Source organism: Streptomyces sp. BRA346, assembly GCF_052851135.1.
Genome location: NZ_JAIWIH010000049.1, coordinates 16,428 through 34,177, shown reverse-complemented (window position 1 = coordinate 34,177; position 17,750 = coordinate 16,428). Strand labels below are relative to the sequence as shown.

The 17,750-nt window shown below is 70.7% G+C and carries 15 protein-coding genes; 5 read left to right on the top strand and 10 right to left on the bottom strand.

Annotated features, from left to right (window positions below):
• Nucleotides 1-286: 286 nt before the first annotated feature.
• From LCH29_RS38740 to LCH29_RS38730, 3 genes are all read right to left on the bottom strand, one after another.
• Nucleotides 287-2,575 carry a heavy metal translocating P-type ATPase gene (locus LCH29_RS38740; protein WP_446466371.1) on the bottom strand — a complete coding sequence of 763 codons (2,289 nt, stop codon included), beginning with the start codon at nt 2,573-2,575 and terminating at the stop codon, nt 287-289.
• Nucleotides 2,572-2,793 (bottom strand): heavy-metal-associated domain-containing protein, encoded by a 222-nt coding sequence (locus tag LCH29_RS38735; protein WP_446466370.1) that lies wholly within the window; start codon nt 2,791-2,793, stop codon nt 2,572-2,574. Before LCH29_RS38735 ends, LCH29_RS38740 begins: the two co-directional genes overlap by 4 nt.
• A 139-nt stretch (nt 2,794-2,932) precedes the next feature.
• The gene (locus LCH29_RS38730; protein ID WP_446466378.1) at nt 2,933-3,592 is read right to left on the bottom strand and encodes a TetR/AcrR family transcriptional regulator; all 660 of its coding nucleotides are present in this window, start codon (nt 3,590-3,592) and stop codon (nt 2,933-2,935) included.
• A 167-nt stretch (nt 3,593-3,759) separates the two neighbouring features.
• Between LCH29_RS38730 and LCH29_RS38725 the strand changes: the two genes are divergently transcribed.
• Nucleotides 3,760-6,129 (top strand): MMPL family transporter, encoded by a 2,370-nt coding sequence (locus tag LCH29_RS38725; RefSeq protein WP_446466369.1) that lies wholly within the window; start codon nt 3,760-3,762, stop codon nt 6,127-6,129.
• A 28-nt stretch (nt 6,130-6,157) separates the two neighbouring features.
• Here the strand turns inward: LCH29_RS38725 and LCH29_RS38720 are convergent, their stop codons facing one another.
• The 7 genes from LCH29_RS38720 to LCH29_RS38690 all read right to left on the bottom strand — a co-directional run bounded on the left by LCH29_RS38720 (nt 6,158) and on the right by LCH29_RS38690 (nt 12,686).
• Nucleotides 6,158-6,367, bottom strand: coding sequence for a helix-turn-helix transcriptional regulator (locus tag LCH29_RS38720; protein WP_446466368.1), 210 nt, complete (start codon nt 6,365-6,367; stop codon nt 6,158-6,160).
• A 151-nt stretch (nt 6,368-6,518) separates the two neighbouring features.
• Nucleotides 6,519-7,376 carry a sugar phosphate isomerase/epimerase family protein gene (locus LCH29_RS38715; RefSeq protein WP_446466367.1) on the bottom strand — a complete coding sequence of 286 codons (858 nt, stop codon included), beginning with the start codon at nt 7,374-7,376 and terminating at the stop codon, nt 6,519-6,521.
• A gap of 114 nt (nt 7,377-7,490) precedes the next feature.
• Entirely contained in the window at nt 7,491-8,510 is a 1,020-nt protein-coding gene (locus tag LCH29_RS38710) for a Gfo/Idh/MocA family protein (protein WP_446466366.1), read from the bottom strand.
• 82 nt (nt 8,511-8,592) lie between these two features.
• Complete coding sequence (locus LCH29_RS38705) at nt 8,593-9,513, bottom strand: sugar phosphate isomerase/epimerase family protein (protein WP_446466365.1); 921 nt, start codon at nt 9,511-9,513, stop codon at nt 8,593-8,595.
• 206 nt (nt 9,514-9,719) lie between these two features.
• Nucleotides 9,720-10,592, bottom strand: a complete 873-nt coding sequence (locus LCH29_RS38700) for an ATP-binding cassette domain-containing protein (protein WP_446466364.1) — start codon at nt 10,590-10,592, stop codon at nt 9,720-9,722.
• Between the two features lie 5 nt (nt 10,593-10,597).
• Entirely contained in the window at nt 10,598-11,668 is a 1,071-nt protein-coding gene (locus LCH29_RS38695; RefSeq protein ID WP_446466363.1) for an ABC transporter permease, read from the bottom strand.
• Between the two features lie 7 nt (nt 11,669-11,675).
• Nucleotides 11,676-12,686 (bottom strand): sugar ABC transporter substrate-binding protein, encoded by a 1,011-nt coding sequence (locus tag LCH29_RS38690; protein ID WP_446466362.1) that lies wholly within the window; start codon nt 12,684-12,686, stop codon nt 11,676-11,678.
• Nucleotides 12,687-12,968: 282 nt separating this feature from the next.
• Between LCH29_RS38690 and iolC the strand changes: the two genes are divergently transcribed.
• The 4 genes from iolC to iolD all read left to right on the top strand — a co-directional run bounded on the left by iolC (nt 12,969) and on the right by iolD (nt 17,736).
• Nucleotides 12,969-13,913 (top strand): 5-dehydro-2-deoxygluconokinase, encoded by a 945-nt coding sequence (gene iolC / locus LCH29_RS38685; protein ID WP_446466361.1) that lies wholly within the window; start codon nt 12,969-12,971, stop codon nt 13,911-13,913.
• Between the two features lie 52 nt (nt 13,914-13,965).
• Entirely contained in the window at nt 13,966-14,844 is an 879-nt protein-coding gene (locus tag LCH29_RS38680; protein ID WP_446466360.1) for a Cgl0159 family (beta/alpha)8-fold protein, read from the top strand.
• Nucleotides 14,845-14,920: 76 nt separating this feature from the next.
• Nucleotides 14,921-15,862, top strand: coding sequence for a 5-deoxy-glucuronate isomerase (iolB, locus tag LCH29_RS38675; RefSeq protein WP_446466359.1), 942 nt, complete (start codon nt 14,921-14,923; stop codon nt 15,860-15,862).
• Nucleotides 15,859-17,736: a 3D-(3,5/4)-trihydroxycyclohexane-1,2-dione acylhydrolase (decyclizing) gene (gene iolD / locus LCH29_RS38670; protein ID WP_446466358.1), complete on the top strand. Its 1,878-nt coding sequence runs from the start codon at nt 15,859-15,861 to the stop codon at nt 17,734-17,736. Before iolB ends, iolD begins: the two co-directional genes overlap by 4 nt.
• Nucleotides 17,737-17,750: the final 14 nt, after the last annotated feature.

The following is a 17,750-nucleotide window of genomic DNA, read 5'->3' as shown; positions in this document are numbered from 1 at the left end:
GGATCCGGCCCGGGCGTTCAGTGGGCCGTACGGGCTCGTACGGACGCGATCTGCCGGGACGCGTACGTACGGGAGGGCCGCTCAAAGCTCCCCGGGTACGTCGCCCCGGCCACGCGTAGCAGGATGCGTCCCCCAAGACGTATCCTCACCGCCCCATTAGACTCGCGACCCCCCTCAATGGTTACGTTGGGTTGTCTGTGATCTGCGTCTCCCGTCATATGGGGGCGTAAAAGGGCAAGAGCCCCGATTCAAAGATCGAGGCTCTCGTGTATGGGTGTTGTGCGGCTTATGGGGACGTGGTGGAGACCGTGGAGGCCGTGAAGGAACGCAGTCGCAGACTGTTGCTCACGACGAACACGGAGGAGAACGCCATCGCGGCGCCCGCGATCATCGGGTTGAGCAGACCGGCCGCCGCGAGCGGCAGCGCGGCGACGTTGTAGCCGAACGCCCAGAACAGATTGCCCTTGATCGTGGCGAGGGTCCGGCGGGCCAGCCGGATCGCGTCGGCGGCCACGCGCAGATCGCCCCGGACGAGGGTGAGGTCGCCCGCCTCGATCGCCGCGTCCGTCCCGGTGCCCATGGCGAGCCCGAGGTCCGCGGTGGCCAGGGCGGCGGCGTCGTTGACCCCGTCGCCGACCATGGCGACCGTGCGGTCCTCGCCCTGGAGCCGCTTCACGACGTCGACCTTCTCCTCCGGCAGGACGTCGGCGATGACCTCGTCGATGCCGACCTCGCGGGCGACGCTCTCGGCGACGCGCCGGTTGTCGCCGGTCAGCAGCACCGGGGTGAGGCCGAGGGCGCGCAGCTGGGCGACGGCTTCGGCGCTGGTTTCCTTGACGGCGTCGGCGACGGTGAGGACGCCGCGGGCGTGCCCGTCCCAGGCCACGACGACCGCCGTATGGCCCTCCGCCTCGGCCGCGGCCTTGGCGGAGGCCAGCTCCTCCGGCAGGTCGATGGCCCACTGGCGGAGCAGTGCGTCGCGGCCGACGAGCACCGCGTGCCCGTCCACGACGCCCTGGACGCCGAGCCCGGGCACGGATCCGAAGCTCTCGGGCGCCGGGAGCTCCCCGGTGCGCTCAGCGGCGCCGTCCGCGATGGCGCGGGCGATGGGGTGCTCGCTGGCGTGCTCCACCGCGCCCGCGAGCCGCAGCAGCTCGTCCTCGCCGGTGCGCGGTGCCGGGATGATCTGGTGCAGCCGCATCCTGCCGGTGGTCACGGTGCCGGTCTTGTCGAGGACGACGGTGTCCACCCGGCGGGTCGACTCCAGCACTTCGGGGCCCTTGATGAGGATGCCGAGCTGGGCGCCGCGGCCGGTGCCGACCATGAGCGCGGTCGGGGTGGCCAGGCCCAGGGCGCACGGGCAGGCGATGATCAGGACGGCGACGGCGGCGGTGAAGGCGGCGGTCGCGTCCTGCGTCGTCAGCCACCAGACCAGCAGGGTGCCCACGGCGATCAGCAGCACGATCGGCACGAACACGCCGGAGACCCGGTCGGCGAGCCGCTGCACCTCGGCCTTGCCGTTCTGCGCGTCCTCCACCAGGCGGGCCATCCGGGACAGCTGGGTGTCGGCGCCCACCCGGGTGGCCTCCACGACGATGCGGCCCGCCGTGTTGACGGTCGCGCCAGCGACCGTGTCGCCCGCCGTGACGTCCACGGGGACGGATTCGCCGGTCAGCATCGAGGCGTCGACGGCCGAGCTGCCCTCGACCACCGTGCCATCGGTGGCGATCTTCTCGCCCGGGCGGACGACGAAGCGGTCCCCGACGGCGAGTTCGCGCACCGGGATACGTACTTCCTGTCCTCCGCGCAGGACGGCGACGTCCTTGGCGCCCAGCTCCATCAGGGCGCGCAGCGCCGCTCCCGCCCGCCGCTTGGACTTCGCCTCCAGATAGCGGCCGATGAGGATGAAGGTGGTCACCCCGGCCGCCGCCTCCAGGTAGATTGAGGACGAGCCGTTCGCGCGGGTGACGGTGACGTCGAAGCCGTGCTGCATGCCGGGCATGCCCGCGTCGCCGAAGAACAGGGCCCACAGGGACCAGCCGAGCGCTGCGAGGGTGCCCAGGGAGACCAGGGTGTCCATGGTGGCCGCGCCGTGCCGGGCGTTCGTCCAGGCGGCCTTGTGGAAGGGCGTCCCGCCCCAGACGACGACGGGCGCGGCGAGGGTGAGGGAGAGCCACTGCCAGTTGTCGAACTGGAGTGAGGGCACCATCGCCAGCACCACGACCGGCAGGGAGAGGGTGAGCGAGACGAGCATGCGGTGGAGCAGCGGGTCGTGCTCGGCCGGTGCCTCGGGCGCGGCCTCGGGGCTGTCCGCGGCGGCGGGCTCGGGCTCGGCCGGGGGCGGCTCCTCGGCGGTGTAGCCGGTCTTGATGACCGTGGCGATGAGGTCCGCGACCTCGATCCCCGCGCCGTAGGACACCTGGGCCTTCTCGGTGGCGTAGTTCACCGTGGCGGTGACGCCGTCCAGCCGGTTGAGCTTCTTCTCGATGCGCGCCGCGCAGGAAGCGCAGGTCATGCCGCCGATGGCCAGCTCGACCCGCGCCTCCTGCCCGACGGCGGGAGCCGTGATGGTCATGCGAGTTCGTAACCTGCTTCGTCGACGGCGGCGCGGACGGCCTCGTTGTCCAGCGGGGCGGCCGAGACGACGGTGACCTGGCCGGTGGAGGCCACGGCCTTGACGGAGCTGACGCCGTCGAGGGCGCCGATTTCCTCGGCGACGGCCCCTTCGCAGTGGCCGCAGGTCATGCCGGTCACCTGGTAGACGGCGGTGACGGTGTTCGCCTCGGAGCTCATGGTTTCTCCTCTGTGGGGGAGTGGCTGACGGTACGCGAGCGGCGCCGGTTGGCGCAGCGCCTCCTGACGGTTTCAACTCTATACCCCTAGGGGGTATTCCCGAAAGCCAGGGGTGCGCCGGCTCCGTACGCAGCGGCGGTCAGTGCCGGGCGGATGCCGCCTCGGTGCCGATGACGGGGGCCAGGTACCCGTAGAGGCAGTGCTTCATCTCGGCGATGTACGCCTCCCGGTCCTCGCCCTCGTGGGAGAGGATCAGCTCCAGTCCGGCCTTGAACAGGGCGAACGCCATGGTCGCGATGCGCGTACGGCGCTCCGGGGCCAGCTCGGGGACGTAGGTGCCGATCAGCTCCTCGACCCGGGTCTGGAGCGCGGCGTGCAGCGCCGCGTGCTCCTCGGCGACCGTGCCCGGGGTGTCGGAGGAGCGGATCAGGGTGAGGAAGACGGGGTTGGCGCAGTTGAACTCGATCAGCGGGTCGAGGACCACGTCGAGCATCTCGCCGAGCGGCAGTGCGGCGTTCTCGTCGGTGAAGGCCGCGCCGTGGGTGTCCCGCATCTGCTGGGTGAGGCGGTCGCCCAGCTCGACGGCGATGGCCTCCTTGTTCGGGAAGAACTGGTACAGCGTGCCGGGGGAGACCCCGGCCTCGCGGGCGATCGCGTTGGTGCTCGCGGAGGTGTAGCCGGTGCGGCAGAAGACGCTGGCGGCGGCGTCCAGCAGCTGCTGGATCCGGCGCTCGCCGCGCGCCTGCCTGCGGCGGGGGTTCGCGGGTCGGGCTACCTGGCTCTCGGTCACAATCCCCAGCTTCCCATGAGCGATTGACAAACACGAGTGGCCGCTCGCATTCTTGAGAAATGCGAGCGGTCGCTCGTATTTGCCATCCCGTGGCAATCAGCGACCCATGCTGCCTGCCTGCCCGCTTGCCCGAGCGGGGGCGGCCGCATGGGCACAGGTGAAGGGGACACCGCGTCATGACCGATGCCCATCGGCCGCCCGGCGAGCGGATCGGAGGATGGACCCGCCTGGTCACCGCCAGGCCGCGGCTGTCCTTGCTGGTCGCCTTGGTCTTCACGGCGCTCGCCGTCGTGGCCGGGAGCGGAGTCGCCGACCGGCTCTCCGGCGGCGGCTGGGAGGACCCGGCGTCCCAGTCCTCGTACGCCACCAAGGCGCTGGAGAAGCGCTTCCCCGCCTCCCAGCCCAACCTCCTCCTGCTCGTCGACGGCGGCGGCAAGAAGGTGGACGACCCGGCGGTCGCCACCGAGGCCCGGGCGCTCGCCAAGAAGCTCTCGGGTGAGAAGTCGGTCACCGGCGTCACCTCCTACTGGGACACCGGCGCGTCCGCCCTGCGCAGCAAGGACCGCGGCGAGGCGATCATCGCCGCGCGCATCACCGGCGACGAGACGGCCGCGGGCAAGGCGCTGGAGCGCATCGCCCCCGACTACCGCGGGCAGCACGGACCGGTCGAGGTCTCCGTCGGCGGACCGGTCGCGGTCAAGCAGGAGATGCAGACCACCATTCAGGAAGACCTGCTGCGGGCCGAGATGATGGCCCTGCCCGTCACCCTGGTGCTGCTCGTCATGGTCTTCGGCAGCGCGGTGGCCGCGCTGCTGCCGCTCGGCATCGGCGTCATCGCGATCCTGGGCACCGACGCCGTGCTGCGCGTGCTCACCGAGTTCACCGATGTCTCGGTCTTCGCGCAGAACCTGACCACCGCGCTCGGCCTCGGACTCGCCATCGACTACGCGCTGTTCATCGTGCGGCGCTTCCGCGAAGAGCTGTCGGCGGGCGGGGAGACCCTCCCGGCCGTCGCCGCCACCCTGCGCACCGCCGGGCGGACCGTGCTCTTCTCGGCGCTGACCGTCGCCGTCTCGCTCGCCGCGATGATGGTCTTCCCGCAGTACTTCCTGCGCTCCTTCGCCTACGCGGGCATCGCCGTGGTGCTCATCGCCGCGGCCGCCGCCCTGGTGGTGCTGCCCGCCGCGCTCGTCCTGCTCGGCGACCGGGTCAACAAGTGGGACCTCACCCGGCTGCTGCGCCGCGGCCGCCGCGCCGATGCGGCCGCGAAGGGGGCCGAACCGGGCGCGGGCTGGGGCCGGTTCGCCCGGCTGGTGATGCGGCGCGCCCCGGTCTTCGCCCTGGCGACCGTCGCCGGGCTGGTGGCGCTCGGGCTGCCCTTCCTGCGGGTGGAGTTCGGCACTGCGGACGACCGCCAGCTGCCCTCCAGTGCCGAATCGCACGTGGTCCAGCAGCACATCCGGGACGGCTTCGCGGGCGGACCCGGCGGCGGGGTGGAGATCCTCGCCGAGGGCAAGCCCGGCGCCGCGGCGCTCGCCGACTACAGCGCCGAGGTCTCCGCCCTTCCCGGGGTGCTGCGGGTGGACAGCCCGGCCGGTCGCTTCGCGGACGGCCACCAGCTGGGCAAGCCCGGCCCGGCCGAGGCGGCGCGCGCGGCCGGTGGCGCGGCGTATCTCAGCGTGCAGCCCAAGGGGGAGCCCGTGGAGCCCGCCACCCAGGATCTGGTGCGGGACATCCGCGCCCAGAGTCCCCCGTTCCAGACCTCGGTGACCGGCACCGCCGCCGTCCTGGTGGACACCAAGGAGTCCCTGGGCGACCGCACCCCCTGGGCGGGCGCGATCATCATCGCGGTCACCCTGCTGCTGGTCTTCCTGCTCACCGGGAGCCTGCTGATCCCGCTCCAGGCCGTGCTGCTCAACGCGCTCAGCCTGACCGCGATGTTCGGCGCCATGGTGTGGGTCTTCCAGGAGGGGCATCTGTCCGGGCCGCTGGCCTTCACCAGCTCCGGTGACATAGAGACCACCCTGCCGGTGCTGATGTTCTGCGTCGCCTTCGGTCTCTCCATGGACTACGGCGTCTTCCTGCTCTCCCGTATCAAGGAGGAGTACGAGCGCACGGGGGACCATGAGGCGGCGGTGGAGTTCGGACTGCGGCGCACCGGCGGGCTGATCACGGCGGCGGCGCTGATCCTGGCCGTGGTCATGGTGGCCATCGGCACCTCGCGGGTCACCAACACCAAGATGCTCGGCCTCGGTATCGCCCTGGCCGTGCTGATGGACGCGATGGTGGTGCGCAGTCTGCTGGTCCCGGCGGTGATGAAGCTGACCGGCCGGGCCACCTGGTGGGCCCCGGGCCCGCTGCGGCGGCTGCACACCCGGTTCGGGCTGAGCGAAGGGGAGTCCGCGCCCGGCTCCGACGACCCCTCCGGTGGTGCATCCGGTGACGCTCCGGGCGGCTCCTCCGGCGGCGGCGCCGGGGAGGCGGACGGGGACAAGGACGCGGATCCGGGGAAGGGCCGTCGCCGGGACCGGGTGAGCATCCGCTGACGCGCGCGGCCCGGGCGCGAGACACCCCCTAGTCCTTGGTCTCGCGCCGGGCGCGGCGGTTGCCCGGTCTGCGGGCCACCCAGGCCCGGATCGTATCCGCGTACCACAACGGTTTGCCGCCCTCCACCAGGTCGGGGGGCGGCATGTGACCGTGCTTGCGATAGGACCGTACGGTGTCGGTCTGCACACCGATGTGTGCGGCGATCTCCTTGTAGGACCACAGCCTTCGATCGGTCATCACTCGCGCCCTTTCACTCGGCCTGTGTCCGGTGAACGACGTCGGGTGACGGGCGGCTAGGGGCTGTTGAACACCTGTGACGTAAGACGCGCGGAGATGTGACGCCTGTGACCGGCGGGTGACGCGGCGTCCCCTGCTTGCGGGAGGACCGCTACGTCCAGGTGGACAGGTATTCGTCGATCTTCCGGCGCATGAACACGGACGACTCGCGGGCCCGGTCCTCCCAGGCGAAGACGCAGGAGGTCAGCGTGCCGTCGAAGTTGTTGTCACGCAGCGCGCCGAACAGCGCGTCGAAGTCGACCTCGCCCTGCCCGATGTCCAGGTGCTGGTGGATACGGGCCGGGGAACCGGGCGGGTTGATGATGTAGCGCAGGCCCGAGGACGCGGTGTGATCGAAGGTGTCGGCCAGATGCACGTTGGTGAGCAGATCGCCCGCGTGCTTGATCAGACCGGGGGCGTCATTGCCGTGGTGGAAGGTGTGAGGGGCGCAGTAGAGGTAGGAGACCAGGGGGTGGTTGATGCCCCGGATCATGTTGATCGCCTCGTACCCCTCCTCGATGAAGTCATCGGGGTGCGGCTCCAGCGTCAGCCGGATGGACTCGCGCTCGAAGACCGGCAGCAGCTCCTCGATCGACCGCCAGAATTGGCCCTCGCTGCGGCTGGGGTCCTCGGGGCGGCCGTTGAACTCCGAGATCATGCTGTCCACGCCCAGATCCGCGGTGATCTGGATGGCCCGCTTCCAGTAGCGGACGGCGGCCTGGCGCTCGTCCTCGTCCGGACCGGACCAGCGGAACAGCGGCAGTACGGAGGAGATCTTCACCCCGGCGGCGTCCAGCGCCTTGCGGAACTGCCGCACCGTGCCGTCGTCCACCCGCGGGTGCTTGAAGAACGGGATGAAGTCGTCGCGGGGCGACAGCTCGATGTACTCGAAGCCCAGCTCGGCGACGAGGGCCGGGAGTTCGAGCAGGGGCCCCTTGCGCAGCATATGCGGGTCGAGGGCGATCTTCATGAGAAGGAGAAACCTTTCCAACAGGGAGAACGCGGAGGGTGCGGAACACAGAGAGGCGGGCCGGTACACAGAGAGGCGGGCCGGTCGTGGCGGCGACCGGCCCGCCCGGGAGCCTCAGGCGTAGAAGGCGGGGCGCACGATCATGTCGACGGGCGTGCGCTCGCCGGTGGCCTGCGCCCGCACCCCCGCCTCGCAGACGGCGGCCGCGGCGTAGCCGTCCCAGGCGCTCGGGCCCTCGACCTCGCCGCGCCTGGTGGCGTTGACCCAGGCCTGCACCTCGCGGTCGTACGCCTCCTCGAAGCGGGCCACGAAGTCGGGGGCGATCTCGCCGCCCCAGGTGCCGGGGCGGTTGACGAGCATGCCGTGGGCGTCGCCGACGCGCGCGGTGCCGCGCTCGCAGACCGCCTCGGCCTGGACCTGGTAGCCGAAGCCGCAGCTCGCGAAGATCTCGACGTTGACGATCGCGCCGCCGGTGGTCTCGAAGATCACCAGCTGCGGGTCGGCAAGGCCCTCGGGGGCGTTCGCGTTGGGGGTCGGCTTGAGCACGGTGACGTTGGCGATCTCCTGCTCCAGCAGCCAGCGCGACTGGTCCATCTCGTGCACCACGGAGTCGTTGATCAGCATCTCGGTGGTGAAGTACGAGTGCACCGAGGCATTGCGGTGGCGGCAGTGCATCAGCAGCGGGCGGCCCAGCTCACCGGAGGCGAGCAGCGCCTTGAGCTTCATGAACTCGGTGTCGTAGCGGCGCATGAAGCCGACCTGGACGCGGCGGTGACCGAGCCGCTGCTCGGCCTCCAGCACTCGCAGCGCGGACTCCGAGTCCGGGGTCAGCGGCTTCTCGCACAGCACCGGCAGATCGTGCTCGAACGCGCTGAGCAGCGCGGCCTCGTGCGCGGGGCCGGGCGAGGCGATCAGGACCGCGTCCACGCCCGGCGCGGCCATGGCGGCGGCCGGGTCGGTGAACGCCTGGCAGCCCTCGGACAGATCGGCGACGGACTTGGCGCGCGCCTCGTCGATGTCCACCACGGCCGCCACCCGGGCGCCGCTGATCACGTCGTTGATGCGGCGGACGTGGTCGGCGCCCATCTTGCCGGTCCCGATGACGGCGATCCCGAGCGTGCCCTGCTGGGTCATAGGTGTCTCTCTTCTCTTTCTGCGCGTTCGGAGGATCGAAGGGGATCGAAAGGGGATCGAAGGGAGCGGGGGAGGCGGAAGGTCAGGCGCCGCAGGAGCGCAGGAAGCGGCGGGTGCGCTCGGCGATCGGGAACGGCTGGTCGGGCGGGCAGGGGTACATGTCCTGCTCGACGATCGCGAACAGGTCCACGTCCAGCTTCTGGGCGGCCGCCAGGACCGGTTCCAGCTCCGGGACGCCCTTGGGCGGCTCGCACATCACGCCGCGCTTCACGGCCGGGCCGAACGGCACGCCGTTCTTGACCACGTCGGCCAGGATCTCCGGGTCGACCTGCTTGAGGTGGAGGTAGCCGATGCGCTCGCCGTAGGTCTCGATCAGCTTGACGCTGTCGCCGCCGCAGTAGGCGTAGTGGCCGGTGTCCAGGCAGAGGTTGACCAGGTCGGAGTCGGTGGCGTCCAGGAAGCGGGCCACGTTCTCCTCGCCGTCGATGTGGGTGTCGGCGTGCGGGTGGACGACGATGTCGAGCCCGAAGTGCTCGCGCACCTCACGGCCGAGGCGCTCCATGCCGGTGGACAGGTGGCGCCACTGCTCGGCGGTCAGCTCGGGCGGCTCGATGATCTCGGCGGTCTTGTCGTCGCGCCAGAAGGAGGGGATGACCACGAGGTGCTTGGCGTTCATGGCCCGGGTCAGCTCCGCCACCTGGGAGACGTGCTCCCAGGTGGCGTCCCAGACCTCGGGGCCGCGGTGCAGGGAGGTGAAGATCGTGCCCGCCGAGACCGTGAGGTTCCGGCGGGTGATCTCCTCGGTGAGCCGGGCGGGGTCGGTCGGCAGATAGCCGTACGGGCCCAGCTCGATCCACTCGTAGCCGGCCTCCGCGACCTCGTCGAGGAAGCGCTGCCAGGGGACCTGCTGCGAGTCGTCGGGGAACCACACCCCCCATGAGTCGGGGGCCGAGCCGACCCGGATGCGGTCCAGGGCGGGTACGGGGGAGGCGGCGGCAGTCATGGAAGAGGGTCTCCTCTCGCCGGTCGTTGAAGACCGGGGAAGGGGGCAGTGCGGGTCGCTTGCTCGCGGTGGTGGCCGGGCCCGCGTTTCATGCTGTTTTGGGCAGCTTTACGGGCCGGGCCGGGGGCCGTCAAGACTTCGTCAGGACATTCGGACGTAATGTCAGGCCGAGAGTCGGGATGAGGGTCGGGGTGAGGGCCGGGATGTCAGGTCGAGGGGCTGTTGACGACCTCGGGAAGCTCCTCCACATCGACCCCGCGCACCTGTGCGAGTTCGTGCTTGAGAGCGGCCAGCTCGGTGCCGCCGGCCATGTGGTTGGTGAGTTCCTCCAGGCTGACGTCGTCCCGGGCGGCGTTCAGCTCCAGGGCGCCGAGTCTCAGCACCGAGAAGTGGTCGCCGACCATGTACGCGTGGTGCGGGTTGTGGGTGATGAAGATGACGCCCAGGCCCCGCTCGCGGGCCGCCGCGATGTACTTCAGGACGACGCCCGACTGCTTGACGCCCAGCGCCGCGGTGGGCTCGTCCAGGATCAGCACTCTGGCGCCGAAGTACACCGCCCGCGCGATGGCCACGGACTGCCGCTGGCCCCCGGAGAGGGTGCCGATGGGCTGTTCCAGGTTGTCCAGGTGGATGCCCATGGCGGACAGCTCCGTCCGGGTGGTCTCCTTCATCCGCTCGATGTCGAGCCGCCGGATGGGCCAGGGGCCGCGGGTCAGCTCGGAGCCGAGGAAGAAGTTCCGCCACACCGGCATCAGGGGCACCGTGGCCAGGTCCTGGTAGACGGTGGCGATGCCGAGGTCGAGGGCCTCGCGCGGGTTGTGCAGCCGCACCGGCTTGCCGTCGACGACGTACTCGCCCTCGTCGTGCTGGTGCAGCCCGGAGATGATCTTGATGAGGGTGGACTTTCCGGCGCCGTTGTCGCCGAGGACGCAGGTCACCTGGCCCGGCCGGACGTCGAGGTCGATGCCCTCCAGGGCCCGGACGTTGCCGTAGAGCTTGCCGACGCCCTTGAGCTGGACGACCGGCTCCGGCACGCCCTCGGCGGCGGGGGTGGGCTTCGTGAGGTCGTTGGCGGTCATTCCCATCACCTCCTGGCGGCCTGACGGCGCACCCACAGATTCACGAGCGTCGCGAGCAGCAGCATCACGCCGACGAAGAACTTGAACCAGTCCGGGTTCCAGTTGGCGTAGACGATGCCCTGGTTGACCATGCCGAAGATGAACGCGCCGAGGAGCGCGCCGATCGCGGAGCCGTAGCCGCCGGTGAGCAGACAGCCGCCGATCACGGCCGCGATGATGTAGTAGAACTCGTTGCCGACGCCCTCACCGGCCTGCACGGTGTTGTACTCGAAGAGCAGGTGCATGCCGACGAACCAGGCCGCGAAGCCCACGGTCATGAACAGTGCGATCTTGGTGAGGTTCACCGGGACGCCGACCGCCCGGGCGCTCTCCTTGGAGCCGCCGGCCGCGAAGATCCAGTTGCCGAACTTGGTGCGCAGCAGGACCCAGGTGGCGAGGGCCGCGAAGGCCAGCCAGTACAGCACGGTGATGTTCAGGTTGACGCCGAAGATCGGGATCTCGGAGGCGAAGACCGCCTTGGCGGAGTCGAAGCCGTCCATGTCGTTGATGGCGTTGGTGGCGACGTTGTCGGTCAGCAGCTTGGTGATGGCCAGGTTGAGGCCCTGGAGCATCAGGAAGCTGGCGAGCGAGACCAGGAAGCTGGGCAGCCCGGTCTTGATCAGCAGCAGACCGTTGATCAGGCCCACCGAGAGCGAGATGACCAGGGCGACCCCGACGCCGACCCAGACGTTGGCGGTGAGCTGGAAGCTGAGCATGCTCGCGGCCAGCGCCGAGGAGGTGACGGCGACACCGGCCGACAGGTCGAACTCGCCGCCGATCATCAGCAGGGAGACGGCGAGCGCCATGATCCCCAGGGTGGAGCCCTGGTAGAGCACGGTGGCGAACGAGTCCGCCTGGCGGAAGGTCGGGGCGACGGCGAAGAAGAAGATGTAGACGCCGACGGCGGCGACCAGCGCGCCGATCTCCGGCCGGGCGAGGGCCCGGCGGGCCAGCGAGCGTTCGGCGGTGCGGCTCTTGGGGCGCGCCGCCGGGGAGGCCGGTGGCGTGGCGGTGGCGGGTGGGGCGGCTTGGGTCATGGTCGGATCACCGCGTGCCCTTCTGTGCGAACTTGGCGATCTTCTCCACGTTGTCCTTGGTGACGAACGCGGGTCCGGTCAGTACGGGCTTCTCACCGCCGCCGCTGAAGTTGCCGTTGTTCTTGTAGAGCCACAGGGAGTCGATGGCCAGATAGCCCTGGAGGTACGGCTGCTGGTCCACCGCGAACTGCACATCCCCGCTCTGGACGGCGGCGATGAGGTCCTTGTTGAGGTCGAAGGTGGCGACCTTGGCCTTGCCGCCCGACTCCTTGGCGGACTGCACCGCGGTCAGTGCGAACGGCGCGCCGAGCGTGACGACGTAGTCGATGCTCGAATCCTGCTTGAGCTTGGCGGAGATCGTGGACTTGACCGACGGCATGTCGGTCCCGTTGACGTAGAGGGTGTCCGTCTTGCCCTTGAACGTCTTCTTCACGCCCGCGCAGCGGGCCTCCAGGGCGACATGGCCCTGCTCCTGGATGACACAGATGTTGTGCTTGGCGCCCACCTGGTTGAGGCGCTTGCCGAAGGCCTGTCCGGCGAGGTTCTCGTCCTGGCCGAAGTATTCGAGCAGCCCCTGGGACTTCCAGTCCTCCAGGCCGGAGTTGAAGCCGACGACGGGGATCCCGGCCTTCTCGGCCCTGGCGATCGCGCCCTTCATCGCGGCGGGCTTGGCCAGCGTGACGGCGATGCCGTCGACCTTCTGGTTGATCGCGTTCCGGATGAGGTTGGCCTGGTCGCCCCCGTTGGGGTTGCTGGAGTAGACCAGTTCGATGTTGTCCTTGGCCGCGGCCGCCTTGGCGCCCTTGCGGACCGTGTCCCAGAAGGTGTCACCCGGAGCGGCATGGGTGATCATCGCGATCTTCATCCGGGGGGTGTTGGCCTTGCCCGCGGAGATGTCGTCCGCCTCGTCCTGGGCCTTCTTGCCCCCTTGACTGCTGCACCCCGTTGCGAGGAGAACCGTGACGACGGCGACGGTGGCGAGTCCCGCCCTGCGGCGTCGGTCGAATCTGAGGTCCATCTGTTCCAGCACCTCTCAAGCCAGGTCCGGTGTTAACACAGCCGTTGCATGAGGGGGAGCCAACTCCTCGCGGCCACCGCCTGTCAAGAGTTTGTCATGACAACATTTCATCTGGACGTAACGAGACCATAACGCGCTCCAAGGCGGCTCTCGTGGTTAGGTCCGAATGTAATGACAAATCCTTGACACGGGGCTGTGCGCGCGTCTAGACCTGAAGGGGCCGGGCAGGACCCGGTGTTCGCCACGACAACCCTGAGCTGCGTCTTTCCCGAAGGGGCACGCATGAGTGAGCCGTACGACCTGATCACGATGGGCCGCATCGGAGTGGACCTCTATCCGTTGCAGACCGGAGTGCCGCTGCCGCAGGTCGAGTCATTCGGAAAGTTCCTGGGAGGCTCGGCGACCAACGTCGCGGTGGCCGCGGCCCGGTTCGGCCACCGCTCCGCGGTGATCAGCCGCACCGGCGCTGACCCCTTCGGCGAGTACATCCACCAGGAACTCCAGGGCTTCGGCGTGGACGACCGCTTCGTCACCCCGGTCGAGGACTACCCGACCCCGATCACCTTCTGCGAGATCTTCCCGCCCGACGACTTCCCGCTCTACTTCTACCGCCGCCCCAAGGCCCCCGACCTGGAGATCCACCCCGACGAGCTGGACCTCGACGCGATCCGCGCCACTCGGATCTTCTGGATGACCGGCACCGGCCTCAGCGAGGAGCCCAGCCGCGGCAGCACCCTCACCGCCCTCGCCCACCGCGCCAAGAGCGGCATCACCGTCTTCGACCTCGACTGGCGCCCCATGTTCTGGAAGGACCCCGAGACGGCGCGCCCCTTCTACGTCGAGGCCTTGCGCCACGCCACCGTCGCCGTCGGCAACGTGGACGAGTGCGAGATCGCCACCGGTGTACGGGAGCCGAAGGCCTGCGCCCAGGCGCTGCTGGACGCGGGGGTCGAGCTGGCCGTCGTCAAACAAGGCCCCAAGGGGGTCCTCGCCGTGCACCGCGACGGCACGTCCACCGAGGTCCCGCCCGTCCCGGTCGACGTCGTCAACGGCCTCGGCGCGGGCGACGCGTTCGGCGGCGCCCTGTGCCACGGGCTGCTGGCGGGCTGGGACCCGGAGCGGATCATGCGCTACGCCAACGCCGCGGGCGCGATCGTCGCGTCCCGCCTCGCCTGCTCCTCCGCGATGCCGACGGAAGCAGAGGTCGACGCCCTGCTCAGCCAATAGCGACGCGGGCGCCCGTTTCGCCACCGAGCCTCAAATAAGAGAGGACCCTGCTTTGAGCATCAGCATCTCCGACCTCGTGACGGTGCGGAGCCGCCACCCGGAGGCCATCGCCGAGGCGGCCGCCCGCCGGGTCCGCCGCCCGCTGATCGGCGACAGCGGCCGACTGATGATCGTGGCCGCCGACCACCCCGCGCGCGGCGCCCTCGCCGTCGGCGGGCACAAGCTGGCCATGGCCAACCGGGCCGATCTGCTGGAGCGGCTGTGCGTGGCGCTGTCCCGCCCGGGTGTCGACGGCGTGCTGGCCACCGCCGACATCCTGGAGGACCTGCTGCTGCTCGGCGCCCTCGACGGCAAGGTCGTCATGGGCTCGATGAACCGCGGCGGGCTGGCCGGTGCCTCGTTCGAGCTGGACGACCGCTTCACCGGCCACCGCCCGCAGGACATCGCCCGGCTCCGCTTCGACGCCGGAAAGCTGCTGCTGCGGGTCGACTACGACGACGCCGGATCGCTCAACACCATGCTCACCACGGCCCGCGCCATCGACGAGATGGCGGAGCGGAAGCTGCCCGTGTTCGTCGAACCGTTCATCTCCCGCCGGATAGACGGCAGGGTCTCCAACGACCTGAGCGCCGAGGCCGTCACCAAGTCCATCGCGATCGCCTCCGGGCTCGCCGGGACCTCCGCGTACACCTGGCTGAAGGTGCCGGTCACCAATGACCCGGACGAGATGGCCGCCGTCATGGAGACGAGCACGCTGCCCGCGGTGCTGCTCGGCGGCGAGGTGGGGAAGGACCAGGAGGGGGCGTACGAGAAGTGGCGCAAGGCGCTGCGTCTGCCCACCGTCCAGGGCCTGGTCGTCGGCCGCTCGCTGCTCTACCCGGCGGAGGGCAGTGTGGAGACCGCCGTGGACACCGCCGTCGGCCTGCTGTGAAGCGGCCCTTGAATCGGCCCGCAGCTGAATCGGCCCGCTCTGCATCGGCCCCGGAACCGGAGGAAACACTGACGCCATGACCACCAACGAACCTTCCCTTGGCTTCCATGTGCAGGCCGGTAAGGCGGCCGACGGCCCGTATGCGCTGGACATCGACCCCGGGCGGGCCGGCTGGGGCTACTCCAGCCTCCGCGTGCTCGACCTGCCGCCCGGCGGCTCGCACCAGCTCGCCACCGGCGACAGCGAGTGGATCGTGCTGCCGCTCAGCGGCGGCTGCACGGTGATCACCGAGGGCGAGACCTTCGAACTGCACGGCCGCGACAGCGTGTTCAGCGGGGTGACCGACTTCGCGTACGTCCCGCGCGACGCGCACGCCACGATCGCCAGCGGCGCCGGGGGCCGCTTCGCGCTCACCGGCGCCCGCTGCGAGCGGCGGCTGCCCGCCCGCTACGGGCCCGCCTCCGCCGTCCCCGTCGAGCTGCGCGGCACCGGCAACTGCTCGCGCCAGGTCAACAACTTCGCCGCGGCGGCCCCCGCCGGAGGCGGAAAATCAGGTGGCAGTTTCGAGTGCGACAAGCTCATCGCCGTCGAGGTGCTCACCCCCGGCGGCAACTGGTCCTCGTACCCGCCGCACAAGCACGACGAGTGCCGCCCCGGCGAGGAGAGCGAGCTCGAGGAGATCTACTACTTCGAGATCGCCGAGGCCCACGGCAACGAGGGCGTCGGCTACCAGCGGGTCTCGCCCTCCGGCCACGGCCGCAACACCGATGTGCTGGCCGAGGTCCGCTCCGGCGACGCCGTCCTCATCCCGGACGGCTGGCACGGCCCCTCCATCGCCGCGCCCGGCCACGCCATGTACTACCTCAACGTCATGGCGGGCCCCGGCGAGGAGCGCGCCTGGCTGATCTGCGACCACCCCGACCACGGCTGGATCCGCTCCACCTGGCCCGACCAGCCCGTCGACCCCCGCCTTCCGCTGTACGAAGCCCCTGAAGCTCCCGCAGGAGACGCCCGATGACCACCCGCCGCCTCACGGTCGCCCAGGCCCTGGTCGAGTTCCTGGCGCACCAGTACACCGAGCGGGACGGGCAGCGGCACCGTCTGATCAACGCCACCTGGGGCATCTTCGGCCACGGCAACGTGGCCGGGCTCGGCCAGGCGCTGCTGGAGGCCGGGCAGGACACCATGCCGTACCTCCAGGGCCGCAACGAGCAGGCGATGGTGCACGCCGCGGTCGGCTACGCCCGCCAGTCCAACCGGCTCGCCGCCCAGGCCGTCACCACCTCCATCGGGCCCGGCGCCACCAACCTGGTCACCGGCGCCGCGCTGGCCACCGTCAACCGGCTTCCGGTGCTGCTGCTGCCCGGCGACATCTTCACGACCCGGCCCGCCGACCCCGTGCTCCAGCAGCTGGAGGTGCCGTACGCGGGCGATGTGTCCGTCAACGACGCGCTGCGCCCGGTCTCCCGCTACTTCGACCGCGTCGTACGCCCCGAGGCGCTGATCCCGGCCGCGCTCGCCGCGATGCGGGTGCTCAGCGACCCGGCCGAGACCGGCGCGGTCACCCTGGCCATGCCGCAGGACGTGCAGGCCGAGGCGTTCGACTGGCCGGAGGAGTTCTTCGCCGACCGGGTGTGGCGGGTACGCCGCCCCGCCCCGGAGCACGCCGAGACCACCGCCGCCGCGCAGGCGATCCGCGCCGCCCGGCGCCCGCTGGTCGTCGCGGGTGGCGGCGTCCACCACAGCGAGGCCGAGGGCGCGCTGCGGGCGTTCGCCGACGCCACCGGCATCCCGGTCGCCTCCACCCAGGCGGGCAAGGGGTCGCTGCGCCACGACCACCCGGCCGACATCGGCGGCATCGGGCACACCGGCACCGCCGTCGCCGACGACCTGGCCCGCACCGCGGACCTGATCATCGGGGTCGGCACCCGCTACAGCGACTTCACCACCGCCTCCGCGACCCTCTTCGCGAGCCCGGACGTCCGGTTCCTCAACCTCAACATCACCGGCTTCGACGCCCACAAGCTGGCCGCCACCACGCTGGTCGCCGACGCCCGCGCCGGTCTTGAGGCGCTGACCGCCGAGCTGGCCGGGCACCGGGTCGATACGACGTACGAGGCCGAGTACCGCACCGGCAAGGCCCGGTGGGAGCGGCTGGTGGACGCCGCGTACGCCGCCGAGGACCCCTCCGCGCGCCCCTCCCAGACCCAGGTGCTGGGCGCGCTGGACGCGGTGGTCGGCGACGACGACGTGGTGATCAACGCGGCGGGCTCGCTCCCCGGCGACCTGCACAAGCTGTGGCGGGCCCGCTCGCCCCGCCAGTACCACCTGGAGTACGGCTACTCCTGCATGGGCTACGAGATCCCGGGCGCCATCGGCGTACGGCTCGCGGCCCCCGACACCCCGGTATGGGCGCTGGTCGGGGACGGTACGTACCTGATGATGCCGACCGAGATCGTCACCGCGGTCCAGGAGGGCATCAACATCAACGTCGTCCTCCTCCAGAACCACGGCTACGCCTCGATCGGCGGCCTGTCGGAGACGACCGGCGCCGAGCGGTTCGGCACCGCCTACCGCTTCCGGTCCGCCGACGGCCTGTACACCGGCGATCCGCTCCCCGTGGACCTGGCCGCGAACGCCGCCTCGCTCGGCATGGACGTGCTGCGCGCCGCGACCGTGGCCGAGTTGCGGGAGGCGCTCGCGGCGGCCCGCGCCTCGGACCGTCCCACATGTGTCTATGTGGAGACCGAAACGGGCGACACAGTGTCGGGCGCCCCGGACGCACAGGCGTGGTGGGATGTGCCCGTAGCCGAGACCGCGACCCGACCCGCTGCCGTGAAGGCCCGCGAGGAGTACGACCGGCACGCCGCAGGCCGCCGCCGCCACCTCTGACGTTTTTCGAGAGA

Bases quoted from the DNA above. Each gene is read 5' to 3' on its own strand.
- LCH29_RS38705 (WP_446466365.1), bottom strand. From the start codon at position 9,513: ATGACTGCCGCCGCCTCCCCCGTACCCGCCCTGGACCGCATCCGGGTC.
- LCH29_RS38735 (WP_446466370.1), bottom strand. From the start codon at position 2,793: ATGAGCTCCGAGGCGAACACCGTCACCGCCGTCTACCAGGTGACCGGC.
- LCH29_RS38740 (WP_446466371.1), bottom strand. From the start codon at position 2,575: ATGACCATCACGGCTCCCGCCGTCGGGCAGGAGGCGCGGGTCGAGCTG.
- iolB (WP_446466359.1), top strand. From the start codon at position 14,921: ATGACCACCAACGAACCTTCCCTTGGCTTCCATGTGCAGGCCGGTAAG.
- iolC (WP_446466361.1), top strand. From the start codon at position 12,969: ATGAGTGAGCCGTACGACCTGATCACGATGGGCCGCATCGGAGTGGAC.
- LCH29_RS38725 (WP_446466369.1), top strand. From the start codon at position 3,760: ATGACCGATGCCCATCGGCCGCCCGGCGAGCGGATCGGAGGATGGACC.
- LCH29_RS38690 (WP_446466362.1), bottom strand. From the start codon at position 12,686: ATGGACCTCAGATTCGACCGACGCCGCAGGGCGGGACTCGCCACCGTC.
- LCH29_RS38700 (WP_446466364.1), bottom strand. From the start codon at position 10,592: ATGACCGCCAACGACCTCACGAAGCCCACCCCCGCCGCCGAGGGCGTG.
- LCH29_RS38710 (WP_446466366.1), bottom strand. From the start codon at position 8,510: ATGACCCAGCAGGGCACGCTCGGGATCGCCGTCATCGGGACCGGCAAG.
- LCH29_RS38695 (WP_446466363.1), bottom strand. From the start codon at position 11,668: ATGACCCAAGCCGCCCCACCCGCCACCGCCACGCCACCGGCCTCCCCG.
- LCH29_RS38720 (WP_446466368.1), bottom strand. From the start codon at position 6,367: ATGACCGATCGAAGGCTGTGGTCCTACAAGGAGATCGCCGCACACATC.
- LCH29_RS38715 (WP_446466367.1), bottom strand. From the start codon at position 7,376: ATGAAGATCGCCCTCGACCCGCATATGCTGCGCAAGGGGCCCCTGCTC.
- iolD (WP_446466358.1), top strand. From the start codon at position 15,859: ATGACCACCCGCCGCCTCACGGTCGCCCAGGCCCTGGTCGAGTTCCTG.